Below are 19,165 nucleotides of genomic sequence, written 5' to 3' on the forward strand. Positions count from 1 at the left end.
TGAAGTAAATGAACTGGATTGGGCTGTCGCTTTACAGCAGTTGATCGAGCTTTTTCAGGATGTCCTGAAAAAGACCAATTCCAAACTCAAAAAACAAGTCGAAAATCAACTACAGCAATGGATGGCCGGTTTACCCAGTTATATCAAGGCTTATTTGCCGATTTCAGTGTGCGAAAGTTGAGTTATATAGATGCATTAGATGCTTTTTATTCTGATAGTACTACTAGTTCGACTTCGATAAGCAAAGCGTTGGCACAAATAGGGCTATTGTCGGGAACGATATATAAATAATCTGATTATTAAAGGTGTTCCTTCCTACATGTCGAATCGTAGGGTTGTAGGAAGATTCACAAAACTATTTGACAGGGAGTGTTGGATTATGAATACTGCTCAGGAAATAGCAAAACATTATAGGTTTAGTCGTAAGCTAAGAAGGTTCTCGAATCATAGAAATAATAACAATTTACATGCGAGCATCATGACTAGAGGAGATATTGAAAGATATTATAAGTTTACTAACACAGTAGACGAGCAATTGAGCAAAAACTATGATTTGGTTGAGGAAGATATGGATAGGTTCAAAGATGCTATTGCTGATTATGAAGTATGTGTTAATAAAGTTATACAAATGATGGACAATATTATAGTTGGTGAGGAATGGAAGTACTCTTTCGAGGAATTGACAAACTTAATAGACAGATTGCTTCATCTATACGATAAGTTTGATAAAGTTAATCACAGAAAGTTATGTCAAGATTAATAAATTGGTAAGTCACATCTAAACGGTGTGGCTTTTTCTTATGCCCATTTTTAGGAGGTGCAGCATGGAACAGACACAAAGAGTTACAAAACTAGAGGACGACATGATTGACGTTAAAACACGTCTAGCAGTGGCGGAGTCCTCTATTGTCGGTATTAAAGAAGATATAAGCTCTATTAAAGATGATACAAAATGGTTACGCAGAGCAATCACCAACGCAATTATAGGCTTAATCGTTACAGGTATCACTGCATTAATATTAACGATGAAATGAGAAAGGAATGATATAAATGAATAATCTACAACGACTACAAATGGAGACAAAAGGAATTGAGCTATCACAACAGGAGTTAATCGTTTATCTGTCCGAGTCGGGTCTAGTTCCCCATGAACCATACAATGCTTCCAGTCCATCGGCAAAGAAGTCAATCTATCAAACTGCCTTATCTATGTTAGAGTCGGTGGGAAACAATCCAGAATACATGCGGAATGTGAAAATGGATGATATGACAGTTAGTGAGTTCCATGAGTCATTATTAAATCGAATTGATGGATTGGAAAAGAAGATACGTACAATGAAGACAGACACCAACCAATCTGATTTCTTCATGCTATACGTATGAAAGGAGAATGCTAAATGAATTTATTAACAAACTATAAGCTATTGGATGACACATTCAAATCGTTGGCTGAAGAGGTGCTAATCAACGGTGAACCACAACAATGTATCGTTACAACTGCGTACCTCGGAATAGATGAGTCACGCCATATCAGTTCCCTACAGGCGTTTAAACGTGGGGACTATGTACAACATAAGGGGCAAACTTATCTAATTACAGAGGAAGTCAAATCCACTAGGCATAATAAATACCGTGCAAAAATGACGAATTGTGACCATTCTTTTGTAGTCAAGGATTTAATAGGTCGGGTTGAGGTAGGCAAAGATTCTCTAGGTAAACCTATTTATGAAAATATCTACTCTGATCCTTATAGTATTTACGGGCATATGAAGCAATGGGATAGGTCATTGAATATGTCATTTCAAGTTGGAATGATGCAAGTAACATACTTCATTGATGTGCAAAATAATACAAAAAATAGAGAACAGTTTGCGATAAATAATGTGTATGAAATTAGAGGGAAAACTATGAAGGTAGCTTTGCATGAGCTTTCAAATGATGGAATAATTGGATTGCTATTTTTACAGTCAGGAGCAAAAGCACCTTATTAATGAGTAAATAGCTTGCATAGTTAGGACTTCTGTATATAATATAAGAAAGAAGAGTTTCGGTCACGTTTCGGAAAAGGTTCTATGCCATTTACTTTGACAAATGCCGTTAGTATAGTGCTGGTAATGATTATATTTAATTGGTAATTTAAAAGAGGTCAGGGGTTCGAGCCCCCTATTCTCCATACATAGAAATTAATCGAGATGCTTCGTTTATACGGAGTGTTTTTTCTTTGTCTTCACCACTGAACGACAAGGAGTGCACCAGTAAATGATAGATGATTACCATCTCACATCTTCTGGATGAGTAAAGTTAAAAAGATATACGTATTTTGAATTATTAATGTTATGCTTGTTGTACTAATTTGATTGATTTTCAATAAAAACTGTCTCGTATTGCAAAAAAAATGATTTGAGATTTCGAATACAGACGTATCTTTGGAAGGTGCGGACGAAGCACGAACAGTGACATTGTTCATTATGATGAATAATGCATATGGTAAACTTATAAATCGGAGTGAAGTCTTTTTTCATAAGGATGGTGATAAAGATGCTTAGAGAAGAAGTGAGAAATCTTTTGGTTGATAAAATTGTACAGAAGTTGAATCCAGCTTTCATCTTACTATTCGGATCATATGCCAAGGGAACAGCCCATGCCGAAAGCGATATTGATCTTGCATATCTTAGCGGCAGGGAGCTATCATCCTATGAACGCTTTATACTCGCCTCAGAACTTGCAGAGCTGGCAGGTTATGAAGTCGATTTAGTTGATATTAGACAAATTGATACTGTGTTTACGATGCAGATTTTTGAGCAGGGAATACCGATTTATATTCAAGATGAAAATGAATTTATGCATCAGAAAATGCGAGCCTACAGTATGTACGCCGCCTTAAGCGAGCAACGTGCACCCATCATTGAAGCGATTAAAGAAAGAGGAAGTGTATTCGGAGATGAATGATGTCCTTCTCAATAAAACTGCTGTGATTGAACGGTGTTTAAAACGTATTCATGACGTATACGAAGGAAACCCAGAAAACTTAACTGATTATACGAAGCAGGACAGTATCAGACTCAATATTCAGCGTGCTTGTGAAGCGAGTATTGATTTAGCTATGCATATTGTAAGTGAACGTAAACTAGGTGTGCCTAAGGCTAGTCGTGATGCATTCAGATTTTTGCAAGAAGCAAAAATTATTGAGGAGAACCTGGCAAAGTCCTTGATGAATATGGTCGGTTTCCGAAATATTGCTGTACATGACTATCAGACGCTAGACCTTGATATTTTAGAAACAATTTTAAAAAATCATATTGCTGATTTTAGGGGTTTTTCAAAGGTTATCTTGCAACTGTAAAATAACTGAAAAGTGTAATACCTATTCGGCCTGAAACAGTCAGAGAGCTTGATTGGGTTAATATAATAGAATAAGTGGTACTGAAATCGGACCATAATGTTTAACAAGATTAGCTCAAAAGATAGGACAGGATGGGGATTGTATGGAAGATATTTTTGGAAAAGTCAATTTGGCTTTGGAAAACAGTGGTTATTCAAGGTTACAATCAAAAACAGATTTTGAACTGCTGGGGGAAGGAGCATGGCATGAAGCTTATTTGGCGAAATTATCGAGAAGCCACTCGCTTGTGATTCGTTTTCCGAAGAAGTAGGCTTATGGAAAAACCGTCCTTTTTGATCGTCAGGAATTGCTCTCTGAATACGGTGGAAACGGGTTTTATTATCGGCAAGCGAATAGGATTATGCCTGGGATTTGCCCTGAAGAATATGATTTTCATGTTGATTCTGAACTCACCTATACGATTGAAAGCTACATGGGACAGTCCATTGATCTATTAGCGACGGATTCTTTCATGGGAAGAGATTACGGTGTTCACCTGGGTTGTTTTTTCCGGAAAATGGATGATGCGAAACTGGACCTAGCTGGTTTTGGTCATATAATATGGAAGGATGGTGAATTAGAGGGTGTTTATAAAGAGGATTCACAGAAATTCATGGCTGATGAAAAAGGTGAATTCCAATCAGAGTGGGCACAATTGCGAGATGCTAAACTTTCTTTTGAACGTTCGGCAATTCAAGGGAAATTGTTAGGGTGTCTCGAAAACCGTTCAATTTCCTCTATCTCATTGACGAATCAAGATACCTCTCCGGAAAATCTCATTATTCGTGATGGCCGTGTTCACCTAATTGATCCGCGTCCGGTTTTATACAGCGGTGTTGTTTTTGCAGGAAATCACGTAAACAACTATAAAACACTTTTTCCGACCTATTACCAATCTCCACGGTACATGAAACAACAATTTCACAAGCATAAGGAAGTTCTTAATACACTGGCTGCTGGATTTGAGGAAGGATATACAGATGGATTGGTCGAACGAAAAAAAGCCTTGAAAATCGAACAATTTTTGCAGTTATTTTCTTTATGTTACGATAATTACGTGGCTTTACAAAAAGAGATTGACATAGAAACTTACTTGCGAATGGGTGATAAGCAAGCAATTGAATCACGCCTGTCTATTTATTTGCGGGAGTTGGAGACATTTGAGTTGAAATGTGAAAGCAGAATATGATGGAGAAGAATATATAGAGAGATTGTTATTCAATCATCTCAGTGAAACCTATTTTGTCAGCAAATTCTTTATACAATAAAAGTCCTGCATCACTGGTGAAATCACCGCCATCAAAATTAATCTTTATTCGTTTGTTGAATCCAAAAGAAAGTTCGTTTACACTGGCCATAGGGAGCCCTCCTGGCATGTTTTTGGTTTAGTCACCTATGACATTACCAGATACGGGGCTCTTTTTCTCGGTTTAAGGTATTCACTTTTTAAGTGAATAGTGGTTTTCATCAAATGCCTTGGTATCACAGGCATTTAGGCGTTTTTTTGCGACCCCTCTTGCACATGACAGTTCGGTGTTCCTCGATTGTTGTTTGAATTTGATGGTCATGTTGTTCATTCTTACCGTTCGAATAGGTGGATAAATTACTATTCGATAGGGGGAAATACCTTTAGAGATTAGCTAAGTGTGCGGAATGTGGAATCATTGTAGTGTTGAGGATTAGACGAATATTGATGAGTATATGGATGCATTTGGTCGGCGTATTGGTTTATATAATGTGGATCTTGATATGAGGTGTTTTCATTTGCACTATTGCAGTCCTTTGGGGGGCCAATAAATGTTGAAGGTTTAACGGGAGCAATTGTTTTTTTCCATTGATTCTCATCTAGACAGTAGGTGTGCGCCATGATATTTGCAGGAGTTAATTTTAAAATGTCGGAGCCTAAAATTACCTCCGGAGTGGGTGCATCAAAAATACCTAAAAAGTGAACGTTATCAGTTGTAGCTACAATATAATGCCACCATCCTTGTGGAACGTTTACAACTTGCCCAGGTGTAATAGGGTAATTTTGAATTTGTTTTGTAAAAGGGTTCATTAATGAAACAGTAATAGCTCCAGAAATACAATAAACTAGCTCCGCAGCATTTTGGTGATAATGAGGCTCGATGACATTATTAATACTTAGAAAAATATCAAGGAGAGACACATTTTGTAGTGTATTCAACTGTTGAATACTTAACACGTTAATAAAATTGTTGTTATCCTTTCTGAACAAAGGGCTTTTATTTACATCAAAAGCGAACTGTGTTGTTGGTGAGGTGTAGTCCATATATGAACCCATAAATACATCCTTCCTTTAATGATTATTCATGAAGTATAAATACCAAACGGCATGATTTTGTTCATCGGCTGAGGCTTGAGTAAATGCGGCATTAATAACCGGGTTATTGGTTTTTCTTGCTATCTCGTGATAAAAATCGACAGTTTCCTGTTCATCTATGAATGCAGCAAGCACCCCACTTTTATAATCTGTAGGACATTCCTTTGTGATTTGCGGAGAAGGTTGATTTCCAGTTAAAGAAATATAGATGTGCCAAAAAGTTTCATAGTGCCTGATTTCGTCATTTCTAATTTCAAGGATTCTGTTTTTTATTTTGGCGTTAGGTGCTTGATTGGCTAATATCCCATAGCAATAAATGGCGTTGTACTCACCGTTAATAGCTTTCAAAATATCATTAATAACTTCCGTGCTTGTAGAAGGTTGAATGGCGTTTTGATTCACTTTGTTTTCACCCCCAATCTCAATGTATGAGTAGGGTTAATAAAATGAACCTCGTCCTAGAGGATACGGGATTTTAATGAACATCTTAAAAAAACGAAGATGAAAATCAGGTTGTGTTACGGCAAGCTGACTGACTTTGCTTGTGGAACTTGAGCGATTGTAAGATGCATTGTGTGATAAGCGTAGGTTGGTGTAGGAATTGAAACGATTGAATAAGTGCCTGTAGTCACCATTGACTAAGAGGTATGGACTATGTTGGAGTGGGAATCGGCTTATGGAAAGTAAAGAAGGTGCTCTTCGCCATTTTACAAACGTTCAATCAAAATGATTATGGGAAGCGACCCGTCCACAGATTAGTGGCCAGCTCGCTTTTTTTATTTCAAAAATGAACTTTTTCACTCCTCGCATGTCTAATAAATAAGAGCAACCAGAAATGTGATGAACATGCATTTTTAGAAATCATCCATCTTTATAAAGAAACGCTCTATCGAATAGCTTTTGCTTTTTTGAAAAATGAGCATGACGCCATTGAAGCGGTGCAAGAAGTGACAGTGCGCGCCTACAAAAAGATCCATACAGTGAAAGAAGCATGCTATTTGAAAACTTGGCTTATCCGGATCATGATGAACTACTGCCAAGACCAAATAACGAAGAGAAAGCGTTATACCTCAAGTGAAGGTCTGCATGAAGTCGGAACTGAAGCGGTTTTTACGTCCATTGAAATCGAGGAAGCACTTGCCATATTACCTGACAAGGAACAGCGATTGATTCATATGATGTATTTTCAAGCTATCAAAATCAAAGACATTGCTGTAATTGAAAACATACCTGAAGGGACAGTCAAATCAAGGTTGCATAAAGCATTGCAGACATTACGGAGTTTTCTCTCGGAGAAAGGGGATGTAGATCATGTTTGAAAACGAAGAAAAACAATTGGGGGAAATTAAGTCTAGATTGGATGACTTGCAGATTCCAGAAGATCAGTTGAATGACGCAATCCAACAAGGTTTCTTGCTAGCCGATTCAGCGTTGAGGACACAACGGCGAAAACGCAGAAAATCGCTGTGGACTATTGCTATCGCGGCGATCTTCCTGCTTGCATTCGTGACATCCATCCGCGTTTCACCAGTCTTTGCAAATGTGGTCGCATCGATTCCTGGGATGGGGAAAATTGTGGATCTCGTTGAATTCGATAAAGGCTTACAAGGGATTTTTGCTAACGATTATTATCAACCGCTCCATGTCAGTCAGACGAAAGACGATTTAACACTTACCATCGATGGCGTCATTTTGGATGAAACAGGAGTGGTCATTTCCTATACACTTGAGGCTCCATTTTCACTCAATGGACTTAAATATAAAGAAATCAATCTTGTTCATGCGGGCAAAATAGTCCCACCCGGATCATGGAGCTACGACCATCCCAATCAACCACATGCAAGTCGGAAAGAAGACATTATTAGTATTTTATTTTTGGATAAACAGGCCTTTGACACACAGGACTTTGCATTGGAAGTCCAATTGGATAACGCAAAGGAAACGGCTTTCACCCTACCGGAAAAAGTGAAGAAGGGCAAAGTTTACACACTTAATAAAGAAGTTGTAGTTGAGCAACAAAAAATGACAATCCGTGACATCACAATCCATCCGTTGCGTGTGGTCGTGACGATGACGTTTGATGAAGCAAACACGATGAAGTTATTAAATTTTGAAAACATGCGCATTGAGGATGGAAAAGGTGAAGTGTGGAGCAGCATTCGAAATGGTACGAGTGGACTTGGTTTTGGTGAAAATGAACAAACCTTCTACTTACAAAGTAACTACTTTGAGCAACCGAAAGCGCTTTATTTCAAAATGGGTAAAATACAAGCCTTGCCAAAAGAGGAAGCGTATCTAGTTGTTGATCTTCAAAAGCAACAAGTGCTCAAACAACCTTCCGATGGGAAACTTGAGGTGACAAAAATGACTTTGGATACAATCGAAGCAAGATTTCCCAAGGGAAAAGAGCAGTTCAATTATCATTTGTTCTTAGGCACTGAAAATGTAGACGGGGAATCGGTTGACTATGAACATAAAAGCAGCTGGAGGGATGAAGGCTATGAGTATGCAGGAATTCTTTTTAGAACGGATCAACTGAAAAATCCGCTAAAAATCAGTATCTCCGCCTATCCGAACTACATCAACGGAGACGTCTCCATCGAACTTAAGTAAGTGAATACATTCCTCTCTCGTTCCATTCATACCATAGCAAGAGGGGGCGATTGATAGATGTATGACCGAGAAGCGGCAGTCCGTTACGCAGATACTTGGTGGAACGGGCGTAACCCGGCGTTTCCATCGTTCGATGTGGACTGTACGAATTTTGTTTCGCAATGCTTACTGGCAGGCGGCGCACCAATGCACGGCTACCCAAATCGGGAACAAGGATGGTGGCTGCGCGGAGGGACATGGAGTTTCAGTTGGTCAGTGGCACATTCAATGCGTTGGTATTTGGCGAGTTCGAAAAAAGGATTGACGGCGACACAGGTTTCATCCGCTGAACAGCTAGGACTTGGGGATGTCATTGCCTATGATTTTCAAGGAGACGGCCGGTTCGATCATACAACAATTGTCACCGCGAAAGACGGATCGGTACCACTCGTCAATGCGCATACCTACAACGCGCAACACCGTCATTGGGCGTATAAAGACTCATACGCAAGCACACCTGATGCACGCTATGTTTTCTTTAAAATTAACGACGAGTTTTCATGAAGAAGCAGTCCGTTTTCAGCAAACGGACTGCTTTTCACTATCAATCAAACCAAAGAATAGCAAGCGTCCCTTCACCGGCATGAACAGCAAGTGTTGAACTGATATCGCCGATTACCACTTCGAGACCCGGAACTTGTTCAGTCAATAGATTTTTCAAATGGATGGCCTGATCTATCACGTTGCCATGCATCAAATAGATTTTACGGCTATTAGCACCGGGGCTTGTGGCTACCTTATCGACTAAGTATTGAAGCGCTTTCTTCTCAGACCGTACTTTGTCGATGGCCAGCAATTCGCCTTCTTTCGAAATTTGGACAATCGGTTTGACTTTCAATAAACTACCAAGGAAAAATTGTACGCCGCTCATTCTGCCGCCTTTGTATAATTGATCCAATTGGCCAATCAATATGAAGTTTTGCAGCGTGCCAGCCATTTTCTCAAGCTGTTCTTTGATTTCAGGAACAGTCGCGCCGCCAGCGTGCATTGCCATTCCTTTTTCGATTATCCCTGTGATTCCATAGGATAACGCGAGTGAATCGATGAATGTGACGGGGAAACCAGCAATTTCAGCACCTGCTGTTGAAGAGGCGAGTGTACCACTCAATTTTGCGGATACATGTACAGCAACTGCTTCGTCATACCCTTCCGCAATCTCTTTGAACCGTTCTGCAAATTCGCCCGCAGACGGTTGTGATGTTTTAGGGAATTCTGTCGCATCTTTTATTTTTACATATAATTGTTCTGGTGTTAGGTCTTTGCCATCGACAAATTGTTCTTCACCGAAATGGATATTTAGCGGGACGGAAAAAAAGTCAGGATGTTGTTTAAGTTCTTCTGAAATAAAGGCGGTACTGTCTACAATCCATGCAATCGGCTTTTTATTCATAAATTAAATCATCCTTTGTCATTGTTATATCTACTTTATTACTATACCATGAAAAGTAATACGAACGTATTCAGAAAACTAGAAAAAAGGCGATACTCATGCGAATGAGTGTAGAGAATAGATACGAATTCGTTCTATAGGGTATAATGATTGGACTATACTTTAAAGGGGATAGATTATTAATGAATGAACAGGCACTTTCGGTAAGGGATGCAATCATCTCACGCCGTTCCATTAAAAACTTTAACGGCCAGCCGGTGGATCCAGAAAGTATTGTTGAAATTATCGAAGATGCAGCTTGGGCACCAAATCATGGCAACCGTAATCCATGGCGCTTTGTAGTTGCAGCTGATAAGGACTATGTGAAATTTCTGGAGATATTACGCGAGTATGGTGTTCCGAAATGGAAAGAGCTATCGGAAGAGGATCTCGAGAAGCAAATGAAAAAGTTTGCCGGACCAGGCGCAGTAACTTTTGTAATTGTTCCCGAGGATGCTCGTCAAAAAGAGCGGCTAGAGGATTTTGCGGCAGCCAGCATGTTCATCCAAAACATTCAGCTTCTTGCGTGGGATAAAGGAATTGGTACTTGCTGGAAGACGCCGGGTTTCCTAGACAATCCGAAATTCAGAGATGATTTGGGTGTCAAACCAGGTGAGCGAGTTATCAGTATGCTGCAATTCGGTTATTTCGATGAAATTCCGAAAGGCCGCCCACGCAAACCGCTTGAAGAAATCGTCACTTACTACGGGCGTGAAAACGAAGAATAATTGCAGAGAGGCACTCGGATTAATTTCTGGGTGCTTTTTGTTGGATTTATTTTGTGGATAAGGATTTTGAGATAGTGAAATGGGTCACTTATGCGGAAGAATGGTCGGTTGTAGAGTGAAATTGGTCGCTTGTGCGGAAGAATGGTCGGTTGTAGAGTGAAATTGGTCGCTAATGCGGAAGATTAGTCGATTGTGGAGTGAAATTGGTCGCTAATGCGGAAGAATGGTCGCTTGTAGAGTGGGATTGGTCACTTATGCGGAAGAATGGTCGGTTGTAGAGTGGGATTGGTCGCGTCCTCAAATCCCGCCATAATCAAAAAAACCGAATTCCCTCTCAAAAGGAATCCGGCACAAATATTATCACTTTTTCAATTCGTCTTTTGTAAATCCAGCGATTTCATAATAATAATCGCCGATGACGCGCAAACCTTGGTCAAAATTTTCCAGATGGAAGTGTTCGTTTGGAGCGTGGAAATTTTCTGTATCCAATCCGAAGCCCATCAGGACAACGGGTAATCCCAAGATTTCATCGAATGCGGCGACAATCGGAATAGATCCGCCACCACGCGTATAGGCTGTCGGTACATTGTACACTTTTTCGTACGAACGACCTGCCGCCTGTATTGCCGGGTGGTCGAACGGTGTGATGAAGGGTTTTCCTTTATCGAACTCGCTTACCGTCACTGTTACGCCGACAGGTTTATGTTTTTCAATATGGGCTTTCAGTTTTTTTACAATTTCGTCTGGATCTTGATCTGGAACGAGGCGACATGTAATCTTCGCGCCTGCTTCTGCTGGTAAAACGGTTTTGATACCTTCGCCTGAAAAGCCGCCGAATACGCCATTCACTTCAAGTGTTGGGCGCGCCCATGTCCGCTCAAAATGCGTGAAACCTTTCTCGCCGAACAATTCAGTAACGCCAACTTCTTCTTTCAACGCTTCTTCATTGAAACCGAGTGCTTTATAAGCTTCGCGCTCTTCGTCTGATAGCGGACGGACGTTATCGTAGAATCCGTCTACTGTGATAGTGCCTTCTTGATCACGGAACGACGCGAGGATTTCCGCCAGCGCGTGAATCGGATTTTGAACCCCGCCGCCATATAATCCGGAATGGAGATCTCCTTTTGGTCCTTGTACATCGATTTGAACGCCGGTAAGTCCGCGCAGTCCGTAGCATACTGCAGGTTGTCCAGGGCCTTGCATGCCTGTATCAGAAATGACAATAACGTCAGCTGCAAGTTTTTCTTTATTCGCTTCAATATATTTCTCAAGATGGGGGCTACCAATTTCTTCTTCGCCTTCAATGATGAATTTTACATTGACCGGCAAGCTTCCCGTCTCTTGCATAAGTGCTTCGACCGCTTTTACATGCATGAACACTTGGCCTTTATCGTCACTTGCCCCACGCGCGAATAATTTGTTGTCGCGTACTTCGGGTTCAAAAGGTCCGCTCACCCAAAGGTTCAGAGGGTCTACGGGTTGGACATCATAATGGCCGTACACAAGAATCGTCGGTTTTCCTTCCGCGTGAAGCCAATCGCCATAAATGACTGGATGTCCATCTGTTTCATCGATCGATAAGTTCTCAAGACCTGCTGTTTTGCATGAATCCATGAGCCACTCCGCCGCTACTTGCATATCTTTTTTATGTTCGGATAAAGAGCTGATACTTGGAATACGAAGAAAGCCCTTCAATTGCTCAAGATGTTCGTCCCTTTTTTCCTTAAAATGGTGGTCTAGCTTTTCTAAATGCGTCAACCTAATCCCTCGTTTCAAATTAATTTCGTATATAGAAATAGTATAGCAGAAAGTTGAGAAAATGAGTAAGTTGGACAGGCTAAAATAGGTACATTATGGTATGCTATTTGGATAGAAATTTAATTGCACGAATTTGAAACATTCCCAGGAGGGACCCTATTTGTTTATCGCACTCGGATTCTTTTTGTTCATGTCGTTTTTCCTGTCAGGAAGCGAAACGGCACTTACAGCAGTAAATAGGATGAAGGTCCAGTTTCAGGCTAATCAGGGCGATCGAAAGGCGATTAAGCTACAGAAACTGATTTCGAAACCGGACCGTATGATCACAGCGATACTTATTGGAAATAATATAGCGAATATTATGATGCCGACGATTGTGACAATGATTGCAATTGAAAAAGGCCTTAGTATCGGTCTACTGACGGGAATATTGACGGTTATTATCATTATCTTTGGGGAAGTATTGCCGAAGACGATTGCGGCGACATTCGCAGATCGAATTGCTTATGCTGTTGCACCAAGTATCACAATTCTTGTTAAATTGCTGACTCCGCTGACGGCGGTACTAGCTTTATTCACGAATGTTTTCATCCGAATCATTTCAAAAGGTACTGTTACGCAAGCGACGTTGACGAAAGCCGAGCTTAGATCGATGGTTGACATTGCTTCAATAGAAGGGACATTTGAGCAGGATGAGTCAATCCGTCTAAAAGGTGTGCTTGATTTTCCCGAAAAAGACGTATCTGACGTACTAGAAACACATCGAACGGATATCGTGGGAATGCCCATTGAAGCTTCTTATGAAGAAGTACGTGATACAATTTTAGAACATTTTTACACGCGCTATCCAGTCTATGAAGATAGTATGGATACGATTGTTGGGATGTTTTATTCCAAAATGCTTATCGAATGGTCGATGAAACCTGAGATGACACTTGGCGAACTAATTGACCGTGAACCACTTTATGTCGTACAGTCTGCTAGTGTTGAAAAGGTGTTCAAAATGATGTTATCGAAGAAAAAGCATATGGCCGTTGTCTTGGATGAATATGGTGGAACGCTCGGCATTGTGACGCACGAAGATATAATTGAAGAGATGATTGGGCAGGATATCGAGGATGAAACCGACCAGGACGAGGAGGTACTTGTCTATGAGGAGTCGGATAATCGACTGGTATGCCATGGGCGCCTAGAAATTGTAGATGCGATGGATCTTCTCGGCATTAAGTTACCGACAGATCATGAGACGCTTGGGGGATTAGTGCTACAAGAGTTTGGTCACGTTCCAGAGCCGGGCGAGCGATTTACCTTTGAAAATCTGAGCTTTGAGATTGAAGAAATGGATCGCAGTCGAATCCTCCGCATGTCGATTACGATTATAGAAGACGAAAATTAAAAACATCCCCTAAACCGGTTTGCGCGGCTTTAGGGGATGTTTTTATTGCCGTCCAACGTTTCTAGCTCCGGTCACCAGCCGCTCGGGTCATAAGTCAGTCGGACAATACGGCAAAGAACGCCGATTTGTTCAGCCTGTCTTATGCCTGTCGCGTCTAAACGGCGCCCTGCGCTTTTCTAATATGTCTAGCCTCGGGTCATAAGTCAGTCGGACAATGCGGCAAAGAACGCCGATTTGTCAGCCTGTCTTATGCCTGTCGCGTCTAAACGGCGCCCTGCGCTTTTCTTTATAACTTCACGTTACCTTACATGATTGTAAGCAGGCTGAAAGAGAATACGATGGTTTGAAAGGTTAGGATTGTTGATAATAGGGATAACAGTTAGAAGACGGGGGATATTACATATGACAATTAATCTGAATGACTTATATGATGAGTATGGTCGTTACATCTATCATCTTTGCTTGAAGTTGACACGAAACAAAGAGGAAGCGGAAGACCTGATGCAAGATGTCTGGGTGAAAGTCGTTCGTTATAGCGGACGGACAGACAGTGTCGACCATATGAAAGCGTGGTTGACGACGATTTGCATGAACACATTCCGTGATCGATACAGAAAAGATGTGCGAAGAAGCAAGCACGTTATGAATCAACCTGATACATTAGACGTTTCGATACTCGATTTGGTTCCCAGTGATGGACTGACACCAGGTGAACTACTTGAACAAAATGATATTCAATCACTTGTTCAGCAAAAAATTGGGGAACTTGATGCGATTTATAGGAAAACAATCGAATATTTTTATGTCTATCAATATTCACTAATTGAAATTGCAGAAGTGATGAAAGTGTCAATCGGTACGGTGAAATCAAGGCTGTTCCGTGCGAAAAAGTATTTGAAGGAATTAATGATTGAAGATACGGCGGTACGTGAATACGTCATCGCATAAGGGGAAGCATGGCCGTTCGGGGGCTGTGTTTTTTTGTTTGCTTATGGGACCTATAGCGGTAAGCCCAAATGTTAATAGAAATTTAGAAAAAAGGCTACCCAATGTTCCGGACAGCCTTTTGATCAGGAAAGTTCAGTAAGTTGCTGATTCAATTCGGCGAGTCTTTCTTCCATTGAGGCAAGGCGGACTTCCGCTTTTTTTACATAACTATTGTTGCCGGTCGATTCGAGCTTCTCAATATCGCCTTGCAGATTAATATAATCCATTTTGAGTTCAGCAATTACTAATTCTACTTGGCGTTTATTCATAAGGAAAATCACCTCGCATTTTCCCTTAGTGTAGCATATCTGACGTTTCTTTTCCTATAGCCTCGCCTGTTTGTCGCTTTGGATACTCTAGGATATAGCGAATCGCCTCGCATACCGCGTCTTTACCATCGCCAAGTCCAAGTGCCGTTTGTCTAGCAATCGCTTTTTTGCGAAGCGGTTCGTGCAAGAGTGGTTCCATAATGGCGTTTAGTAAACTGGACTGTTTCACTTTCCGGCCAAGCCCAAGATGGATGAATCCATGCTGTTCTTTCGGAAAGGCGAGACTAACTTCAAAATCATTTTGTGCAAGTACGACACAAGGAATGCCCATCACCGCCACTTCGTAAGGCATATAACCGGATGCACATAAAACAATATCACCAGATGCACACACCTCTGCAAAACGATTAGAATGCTCCAGGATTGTAGTATTCCTCCTACCAAGTGCCATCATGCGGAGCGTACTTGTGTCATGTGCATAACGTTCACCGACGAGGACGGTTACTTTAAGTGGAATTTGGAGTTGTAGCATATGCCGAAGGGCACGGTATGTTAAATTGCCTTCATCTTCATCGCCGAATGAGATAATAAGATGAGGAAGAGAACCGGGTCGATCTTTGCGGAGCCCAATTTGTTTGAACGAAGCCAACTCTTCATCGGCAATAAAGCTTTCCGTCCCAACGATGTAGTGATCTATTGAATTGTTGAACGAATCAGTATATAGTGTTTGGAACACCAGATCCGCGGACTTAGCCCCATCGCCGAAATCATCGAAGTGGATAATGGAAGGGACGAATTCCCGAACTTTTTCTACTTCTTCCTGGATTGTAGAACCGCTATCGCGCAATAAAAGATCAGGCCTGATGTCTCGCAAGGTTTTTAAAAGTCCTATTTGACCTATGAAAGAAATGGTTTCTAATCCGTTCGGAGCATCCGGGGAATCTTCACCACACAGGAACACAATGTTCGCTTCTTCCTTCAGTATTTTCGTGATTAGGGCAGCCCGGCGTTCAGGGTATGTCCCTTTTCCGTCCGACCTGGAAATATAAAAGGCAATCATCTTCTTCTCTTGTCCGTCTATTGGAATCACCCTTTCTAGTAAACTCAGTAAGTCCATCCCTTCATCGTATGTGAGGAAATAGAGGGATATGCCAGTTCAAATGCGTTGAAAGCTTTGAATCACCCCTTGAGTGAGTTAATAGACAACGTTACACAATCACCAATTATCTATCCAAATCATGTGGATTGAAGCAGGTAGTATGGTAAACTAGCATTATTTCAAGTGGGGATGGGGTGATTCCCCAACTTTTGGCACAATGAAAACCTACAGAAGGGGGCCATGCAAGCCTGGTTTCGGGTCAGCAGTCTCTTTCTTTGGTACCATTGAGAAAGCAGAAACAGCTTTGAGGGGGATGAATAGTGAAGATCTTGTTTGTGGACGGAACCATTATCGGTAGAAAAACAGGTGTCGTTCTTGAAACGGTCCTGAATTATATAAAGGAAAATGGATGCGGATATCAATTGGAACGATTGAATCTTGCGGATTATACCCATCAATTTGTCGATGGGCGACCGTTAGATGAATATAATGATGACATGCAAAAGCTCGTCCGGAAATTCAATGAAGCAGATGGCTATATTTTAGCAACACCAATCTTCCAGGGGTCAATCCCGGGCGTATTGAAAAACGCATTTGATATGCTACACCCGCATACGATGCGCTATAAACCGATATCTATCATTGCAAACGGAGGTACACACCAGCATCATCTTGTCATCGAAAATCAGCTAAAACCGATTCTGGATTATTTCCGCTGTCTCGTGACACCGAATTATGTCTACACACATAAGAATCATTTCGATCGAGACAATACAATTATCGATATGGACGTGCATAACCGCTTGCGTGAACTGGCAAGGGTGTTTGTGAGGTATGCGGAAATGAGCAAGGATTTGTCGAAAGAAATATTAGATGAAGGATAATTGAAAACCGCCCTTCCACCTTGTCAATATGACGGCGTTGGGGCGGTTTTCCTACGTTCAAGCAGGGGAACGATGTGGTTCAGTAACTTTCTCGTCATTAGTTGTAATGATGGGAGAAGTGATGTTTGAGTGGCAAAGTGCAAACACTAAAGAAGTCACCACTTTTTTCATTTTCATAATACCTCCTTATATATTTTTTTTATTGCATGTAAACATAATTTGTTTAAATTGTACGCTTTTTTATATTGCATTATTTTCGCGTAATACTCCGCAAATTCTTCCGTAATTCCTTTCAAGCACTTCCAATGTTCATGTTTTAAATAGTAGTCAGCACATTGCTGGATGAGTGCTTCATAGTCAGAACTTTGGTTTCGCAGCAAGCATAACTTACCTTCAATGACTTGCAAATGGATTTCATCCAACTTAGTTGTACAAGCATTTTTCGCCAGTTCGAAAGCATCTCCAACTGCATCCAAGTCCTTTGTTCTCAGCAGTATTTTCAGTTTGACATGATAAGAAATGAACAAATCATCGGGATTATGATCTTTTTTTAATGAGATGCATCGATTGATAGCTTCTAGGGCTTGATCATATTGTTCTTTCTCCCTATAAATAAGGGCAGAGTTATGAAGTAGCGTTAAATATGTTTTTTCAGTCTCGTCGTTTAAAATGTTTAAACCTTTGTGAATGTAAAGTTCCGCATTGTCGAAGTCATTTAGTAATTTGTACAGTACGGCCAGTAAATTATAGCATTCAGCTGTTTTTTTCCAATTATGAAGGTTTAAATAATGGTCTTTAGATTGCTCTGCGTAGACAAGTGCCCCCGTATAGTCGTGGAGATAGTAGTGTGCTAACGCGATATTAAAAGTAAGACGCGCGTGAAGTGAAGCATCGTCATTCATCTTGAGTATACAACTAAAAAATTGGATGCTTTCTTTGTGATTCTTTTTAATGTAGTGATATAGACCAGAAATATAATTATACTTTTCCCGGATTGAGGCACTTAAAGTCGTTAAAAGTTCTAGATCTACATATGGAATAATCGTATCTGAATAATATCTTCCGAAAGTATCATAGTCGCCAGCTTTAAAGAAATCGGTGCACCTCAGCAAATTAAAGTGTAATTCCTGTTGCAATGAAGGAATGTACTCGAAACTTTTTTTATGTTCCTCAAAGAAGAACCGTGCATTTTCTATCTCTTCTGCGTCTAATAAGTCTTCGTATTGGTCCAACAATACCGTCATGTCCTCATCAATAACACTTTGATTTATTAAATAAGTAGAAGGAACGGATAAACGCTCCGCTAATAATTTAAGTGTACCCTCAAGTGGTGCATAACGCCCCCCCTCGATATTACTATAATGAGAATCAGAAGTGATGCCATCGCTTACTTTAGCTTGGGTCATTCCTCTTAATCTTCTTAGTCCCTTCAATCTTTTTCCGATATGCAAAGAAATTCACCTCCTTTTATTTTTAATCGTATTAAAAATAAAACCTTGGATTATTTAATAGGCTATATGGTAAAGAGAAGACTTATATAATCAGAGCCGTAGAACATTGGTATTTATAATAAGATTACCCCTCAATTAAGAATCATAATAATTAGAAAGTTAAACTTGAATATGCGGATTATTGATTTATAAGTATTATATGTAATATTATAGGGGACTTTAAGCGTAGTCAATATTATTGTTGAAAAATAAAGATGCAAACGATTATTTCGACGCCATGTATACATTATGTCTGTTGAATCAGCAAAGCTTTTGGATGATGGGATACTGGACAATAACCTTTTAAATATAAGGATACACGGATTGATCATGAAACAACAACTAGCTATTTTTTCTACACGATGACAAGGAAAACGAGGGCTTTTGCATTTTAGCGACAAAGATTTATTTCTTTATTAAAATGATTTACTTACAGAGGGCTACTACTTGAAAGCATTCAATCGACTCCTGGCTCACCTTTTTTGTTAATGAGCCTTTCCCCTGAAAAACTTGGAAAACTACGTTTTGAGTGAGGTTGTGGTTGTGGATAATCTATGTATAGATATAGTACAACGATCAGTAGTGTAGGTTTAATAGATCATAATATTCTTAAAAAAGTAGATACTACACAATATTATTGGTAGATAATCGAGGGGAGGGTGAAACTAGCTTACTCAATCAGTTTTCATGAATCTTTTGTGTTCATACAAATGTTTCTTATATTTCTGGTCTTTAAATAGAGGAATAGAG

23 protein-coding genes and 1 pseudogene are annotated in these 19,165 nt (G+C 40.2%); 16 read left to right on the forward strand and 8 right to left on the reverse strand.

Features of this window, described 5'->3' with window-relative positions; all coding sequences use genetic code 11:
- The 9 genes and pseudogenes from H4683_RS10620 to H4683_RS10660 all read left to right on the forward strand — a co-directional run.
- Positions 1-181 (forward strand): annotated as a pseudogene (locus H4683_RS10620) (IS4 family transposase); the annotation flags it as partial.
- Positions 182-379: 198 nt separating this feature from the next.
- A complete protein-coding gene (locus tag H4683_RS10625; RefSeq protein WP_192598820.1) occupies positions 380-760 on the forward strand; it encodes a hypothetical protein in 381 nt (126 codons plus the stop codon).
- 64 nt (positions 761-824) lie between these two features.
- Positions 825-1,034 carry a hemolysin XhlA family protein gene (locus tag H4683_RS10630; RefSeq protein WP_192598821.1) on the forward strand — a complete coding sequence of 70 codons (210 nt, stop codon included), beginning with the start codon at positions 825-827 and terminating at the stop codon, positions 1,032-1,034.
- Between the two features lie 16 nt (positions 1,035-1,050).
- Positions 1,051-1,383 carry a hypothetical protein gene (locus H4683_RS10635; RefSeq protein ID WP_192598822.1) on the forward strand — a complete coding sequence of 111 codons (333 nt, stop codon included), beginning with the start codon at positions 1,051-1,053 and terminating at the stop codon, positions 1,381-1,383.
- A 14-nt stretch (positions 1,384-1,397) separates the two neighbouring features.
- Positions 1,398-1,991: a hypothetical protein gene (locus tag H4683_RS10640; RefSeq protein WP_192598823.1), complete on the forward strand. Its 594-nt coding sequence runs from the start codon at positions 1,398-1,400 to the stop codon at positions 1,989-1,991.
- 547 nt (positions 1,992-2,538) lie between these two features.
- Entirely contained in the window at positions 2,539-2,949 is a 411-nt protein-coding gene (gene mntA, locus H4683_RS10645) for a type VII toxin-antitoxin system MntA family adenylyltransferase antitoxin (protein ID WP_192598824.1), read from the forward strand.
- The gene (gene hepT, locus H4683_RS10650; RefSeq protein WP_192598825.1) at positions 2,942-3,343 is read left to right on the forward strand and encodes a type VII toxin-antitoxin system HepT family RNase toxin; all 402 of its coding nucleotides are present in this window, start codon (positions 2,942-2,944) and stop codon (positions 3,341-3,343) included. Before mntA ends, hepT begins: the two co-directional genes overlap by 8 nt.
- A 142-nt stretch (positions 3,344-3,485) precedes the next feature.
- On the forward strand, positions 3,486-3,653 hold the full coding sequence (locus tag H4683_RS10655; RefSeq protein ID WP_192598826.1) for a hypothetical protein: 168 nt from the start codon (positions 3,486-3,488) through the stop codon (positions 3,651-3,653).
- Positions 3,654-3,743: 90 nt separating this feature from the next.
- A complete protein-coding gene (locus tag H4683_RS10660) occupies positions 3,744-4,571 on the forward strand; it encodes a hypothetical protein (RefSeq protein WP_192598827.1) in 828 nt (275 codons plus the stop codon).
- Positions 4,572-4,596: 25 nt separating this feature from the next.
- Here H4683_RS10660 and H4683_RS10665 read toward each other — a convergent pair whose 3' ends face one another.
- From H4683_RS10665 to H4683_RS10675, 3 genes are all read right to left on the reverse strand, one after another.
- A complete protein-coding gene (locus tag H4683_RS10665) occupies positions 4,597-4,740 on the reverse strand; it encodes a transposase (RefSeq protein ID WP_192598828.1) in 144 nt (47 codons plus the stop codon).
- A 278-nt stretch (positions 4,741-5,018) separates the two neighbouring features.
- On the reverse strand, positions 5,019-5,684 hold the full coding sequence (locus H4683_RS10670; protein ID WP_192598829.1) for a cupin domain-containing protein: 666 nt from the start codon (positions 5,682-5,684) through the stop codon (positions 5,019-5,021).
- A 15-nt stretch (positions 5,685-5,699) separates the two neighbouring features.
- Positions 5,700-6,125, reverse strand: a complete 426-nt coding sequence (locus H4683_RS10675) for a ferritin family protein (RefSeq protein ID WP_192598830.1) — start codon at positions 6,123-6,125, stop codon at positions 5,700-5,702.
- 506 nt (positions 6,126-6,631) lie between these two features.
- Here H4683_RS10675 and H4683_RS10680 point away from each other — a divergent pair.
- The 3 genes from H4683_RS10680 to H4683_RS10690 are packed head-to-tail and all read left to right on the forward strand — an operon-like array spanning position 6,632 to position 8,879.
- Positions 6,632-7,042, forward strand: a complete 411-nt coding sequence (locus H4683_RS10680; protein ID WP_239027716.1) for a sigma-70 family RNA polymerase sigma factor — start codon at positions 6,632-6,634, stop codon at positions 7,040-7,042.
- Positions 7,035-8,336, forward strand: a complete 1,302-nt coding sequence (locus tag H4683_RS10685) for a DUF4179 domain-containing protein (RefSeq protein ID WP_192598831.1) — start codon at positions 7,035-7,037, stop codon at positions 8,334-8,336. The genes H4683_RS10680 and H4683_RS10685 overlap by 8 nt, the downstream gene beginning before the upstream one ends.
- Before the next feature lie 57 nt (positions 8,337-8,393).
- Entirely contained in the window at positions 8,394-8,879 is a 486-nt protein-coding gene (locus H4683_RS10690; RefSeq protein ID WP_192598832.1) for an amidase domain-containing protein, read from the forward strand.
- 40 nt (positions 8,880-8,919) lie between these two features.
- Here H4683_RS10690 and H4683_RS10695 read toward each other — a convergent pair whose 3' ends face one another.
- Positions 8,920-9,765: a DegV family protein gene (locus tag H4683_RS10695; RefSeq protein WP_192598833.1), complete on the reverse strand. Its 846-nt coding sequence runs from the start codon at positions 9,763-9,765 to the stop codon at positions 8,920-8,922.
- Between the two features lie 182 nt (positions 9,766-9,947).
- Between H4683_RS10695 and H4683_RS10700 the strand changes: the two genes are divergently transcribed.
- Complete coding sequence (locus H4683_RS10700; protein ID WP_192598834.1) at positions 9,948-10,532, forward strand: nitroreductase family protein; 585 nt, start codon at positions 9,948-9,950, stop codon at positions 10,530-10,532.
- 360 nt (positions 10,533-10,892) lie between these two features.
- Here the strand turns inward: H4683_RS10700 and H4683_RS10705 are convergent, their stop codons facing one another.
- A complete protein-coding gene (locus H4683_RS10705) occupies positions 10,893-12,290 on the reverse strand; it encodes a dipeptidase (RefSeq protein ID WP_192598835.1) in 1,398 nt (465 codons plus the stop codon).
- Positions 12,291-12,450: 160 nt separating this feature from the next.
- Here H4683_RS10705 and H4683_RS10710 point away from each other — a divergent pair, with 160 nt between their 5' ends.
- Both H4683_RS10710 and H4683_RS10715 read left to right on the forward strand, forming a co-directional pair.
- Positions 12,451-13,686, forward strand: coding sequence for a hemolysin family protein (locus tag H4683_RS10710; RefSeq protein ID WP_225942036.1), 1,236 nt, complete (start codon positions 12,451-12,453; stop codon positions 13,684-13,686).
- A 402-nt stretch (positions 13,687-14,088) separates the two neighbouring features.
- Positions 14,089-14,634: an RNA polymerase sigma factor gene (locus H4683_RS10715; RefSeq protein ID WP_192598836.1), complete on the forward strand. Its 546-nt coding sequence runs from the start codon at positions 14,089-14,091 to the stop codon at positions 14,632-14,634.
- 122 nt (positions 14,635-14,756) lie between these two features.
- Here H4683_RS10715 and H4683_RS10720 read toward each other — a convergent pair whose 3' ends face one another.
- A complete protein-coding gene (locus H4683_RS10720; RefSeq protein WP_192598837.1) occupies positions 14,757-14,942 on the reverse strand; it encodes an SE1832 family protein in 186 nt (61 codons plus the stop codon).
- Positions 14,943-14,967: 25 nt separating this feature from the next.
- The gene (locus H4683_RS10725; protein ID WP_192598838.1) at positions 14,968-16,059 is read right to left on the reverse strand and encodes a hypothetical protein; all 1,092 of its coding nucleotides are present in this window, start codon (positions 16,057-16,059) and stop codon (positions 14,968-14,970) included.
- A gap of 302 nt (positions 16,060-16,361) precedes the next feature.
- Between H4683_RS10725 and H4683_RS10730 the strand changes: the two genes are divergently transcribed.
- Complete coding sequence (locus H4683_RS10730; RefSeq protein ID WP_192598839.1) at positions 16,362-16,925, forward strand: NAD(P)H-dependent oxidoreductase; 564 nt, start codon at positions 16,362-16,364, stop codon at positions 16,923-16,925.
- Positions 16,926-17,098: 173 nt separating this feature from the next.
- On the opposite strand, the gene H4683_RS10735 is transcribed toward H4683_RS10730, so the two are convergent.
- On the reverse strand, positions 17,099-18,376 hold the full coding sequence (locus H4683_RS10735; RefSeq protein WP_192598840.1) for a helix-turn-helix transcriptional regulator: 1,278 nt from the start codon (positions 18,374-18,376) through the stop codon (positions 17,099-17,101).
- Between the last annotated feature and the right edge of the window lie 789 nt (positions 18,377-19,165).

The sequence above is a fragment of the Sporosarcina limicola genome (assembly GCF_014873855.1).
Taxonomy (GTDB): Bacteria; Bacillota; Bacilli; order Bacillales_A; family Planococcaceae; genus Sporosarcina; species Sporosarcina limicola.

Coding starts and splice junctions, on each gene's coding strand:
- H4683_RS10625 (WP_192598820.1), top strand. CDS start 380: ATGAATACTGCTCAGGAAATAGCAAAACATTATAGGTTTAGTCGTAAG.
- H4683_RS10630 (WP_192598821.1), top strand. CDS start 825: ATGGAACAGACACAAAGAGTTACAAAACTAGAGGACGACATGATTGAC.
- H4683_RS10635 (WP_192598822.1), top strand. CDS start 1,051: ATGAATAATCTACAACGACTACAAATGGAGACAAAAGGAATTGAGCTA.
- H4683_RS10640 (WP_192598823.1), top strand. CDS start 1,398: ATGAATTTATTAACAAACTATAAGCTATTGGATGACACATTCAAATCG.
- mntA (WP_192598824.1), top strand. CDS start 2,539: ATGCTTAGAGAAGAAGTGAGAAATCTTTTGGTTGATAAAATTGTACAG.
- hepT (WP_192598825.1), top strand. CDS start 2,942: ATGAATGATGTCCTTCTCAATAAAACTGCTGTGATTGAACGGTGTTTA.
- H4683_RS10655 (WP_192598826.1), top strand. CDS start 3,486: ATGGAAGATATTTTTGGAAAAGTCAATTTGGCTTTGGAAAACAGTGGT.
- H4683_RS10660 (WP_192598827.1), top strand. CDS start 3,744: ATGCCTGGGATTTGCCCTGAAGAATATGATTTTCATGTTGATTCTGAA.
- H4683_RS10665 (WP_192598828.1), bottom strand. CDS start 4,740: ATGGCCAGTGTAAACGAACTTTCTTTTGGATTCAACAAACGAATAAAG.
- H4683_RS10670 (WP_192598829.1), bottom strand. CDS start 5,684: ATGGGTTCATATATGGACTACACCTCACCAACAACACAGTTCGCTTTT.
- H4683_RS10685 (WP_192598831.1), top strand. CDS start 7,035: ATGTTTGAAAACGAAGAAAAACAATTGGGGGAAATTAAGTCTAGATTG.
- H4683_RS10690 (WP_192598832.1), top strand. CDS start 8,394: ATGTATGACCGAGAAGCGGCAGTCCGTTACGCAGATACTTGGTGGAAC.
- H4683_RS10695 (WP_192598833.1), bottom strand. CDS start 9,765: ATGAATAAAAAGCCGATTGCATGGATTGTAGACAGTACCGCCTTTATT.
- H4683_RS10700 (WP_192598834.1), top strand. CDS start 9,948: ATGAATGAACAGGCACTTTCGGTAAGGGATGCAATCATCTCACGCCGT.
- H4683_RS10715 (WP_192598836.1), top strand. CDS start 14,089: ATGACAATTAATCTGAATGACTTATATGATGAGTATGGTCGTTACATC.
- H4683_RS10720 (WP_192598837.1), bottom strand. CDS start 14,942: ATGAATAAACGCCAAGTAGAATTAGTAATTGCTGAACTCAAAATGGAT.
- H4683_RS10725 (WP_192598838.1), bottom strand. CDS start 16,059: ATGGACTTACTGAGTTTACTAGAAAGGGTGATTCCAATAGACGGACAA.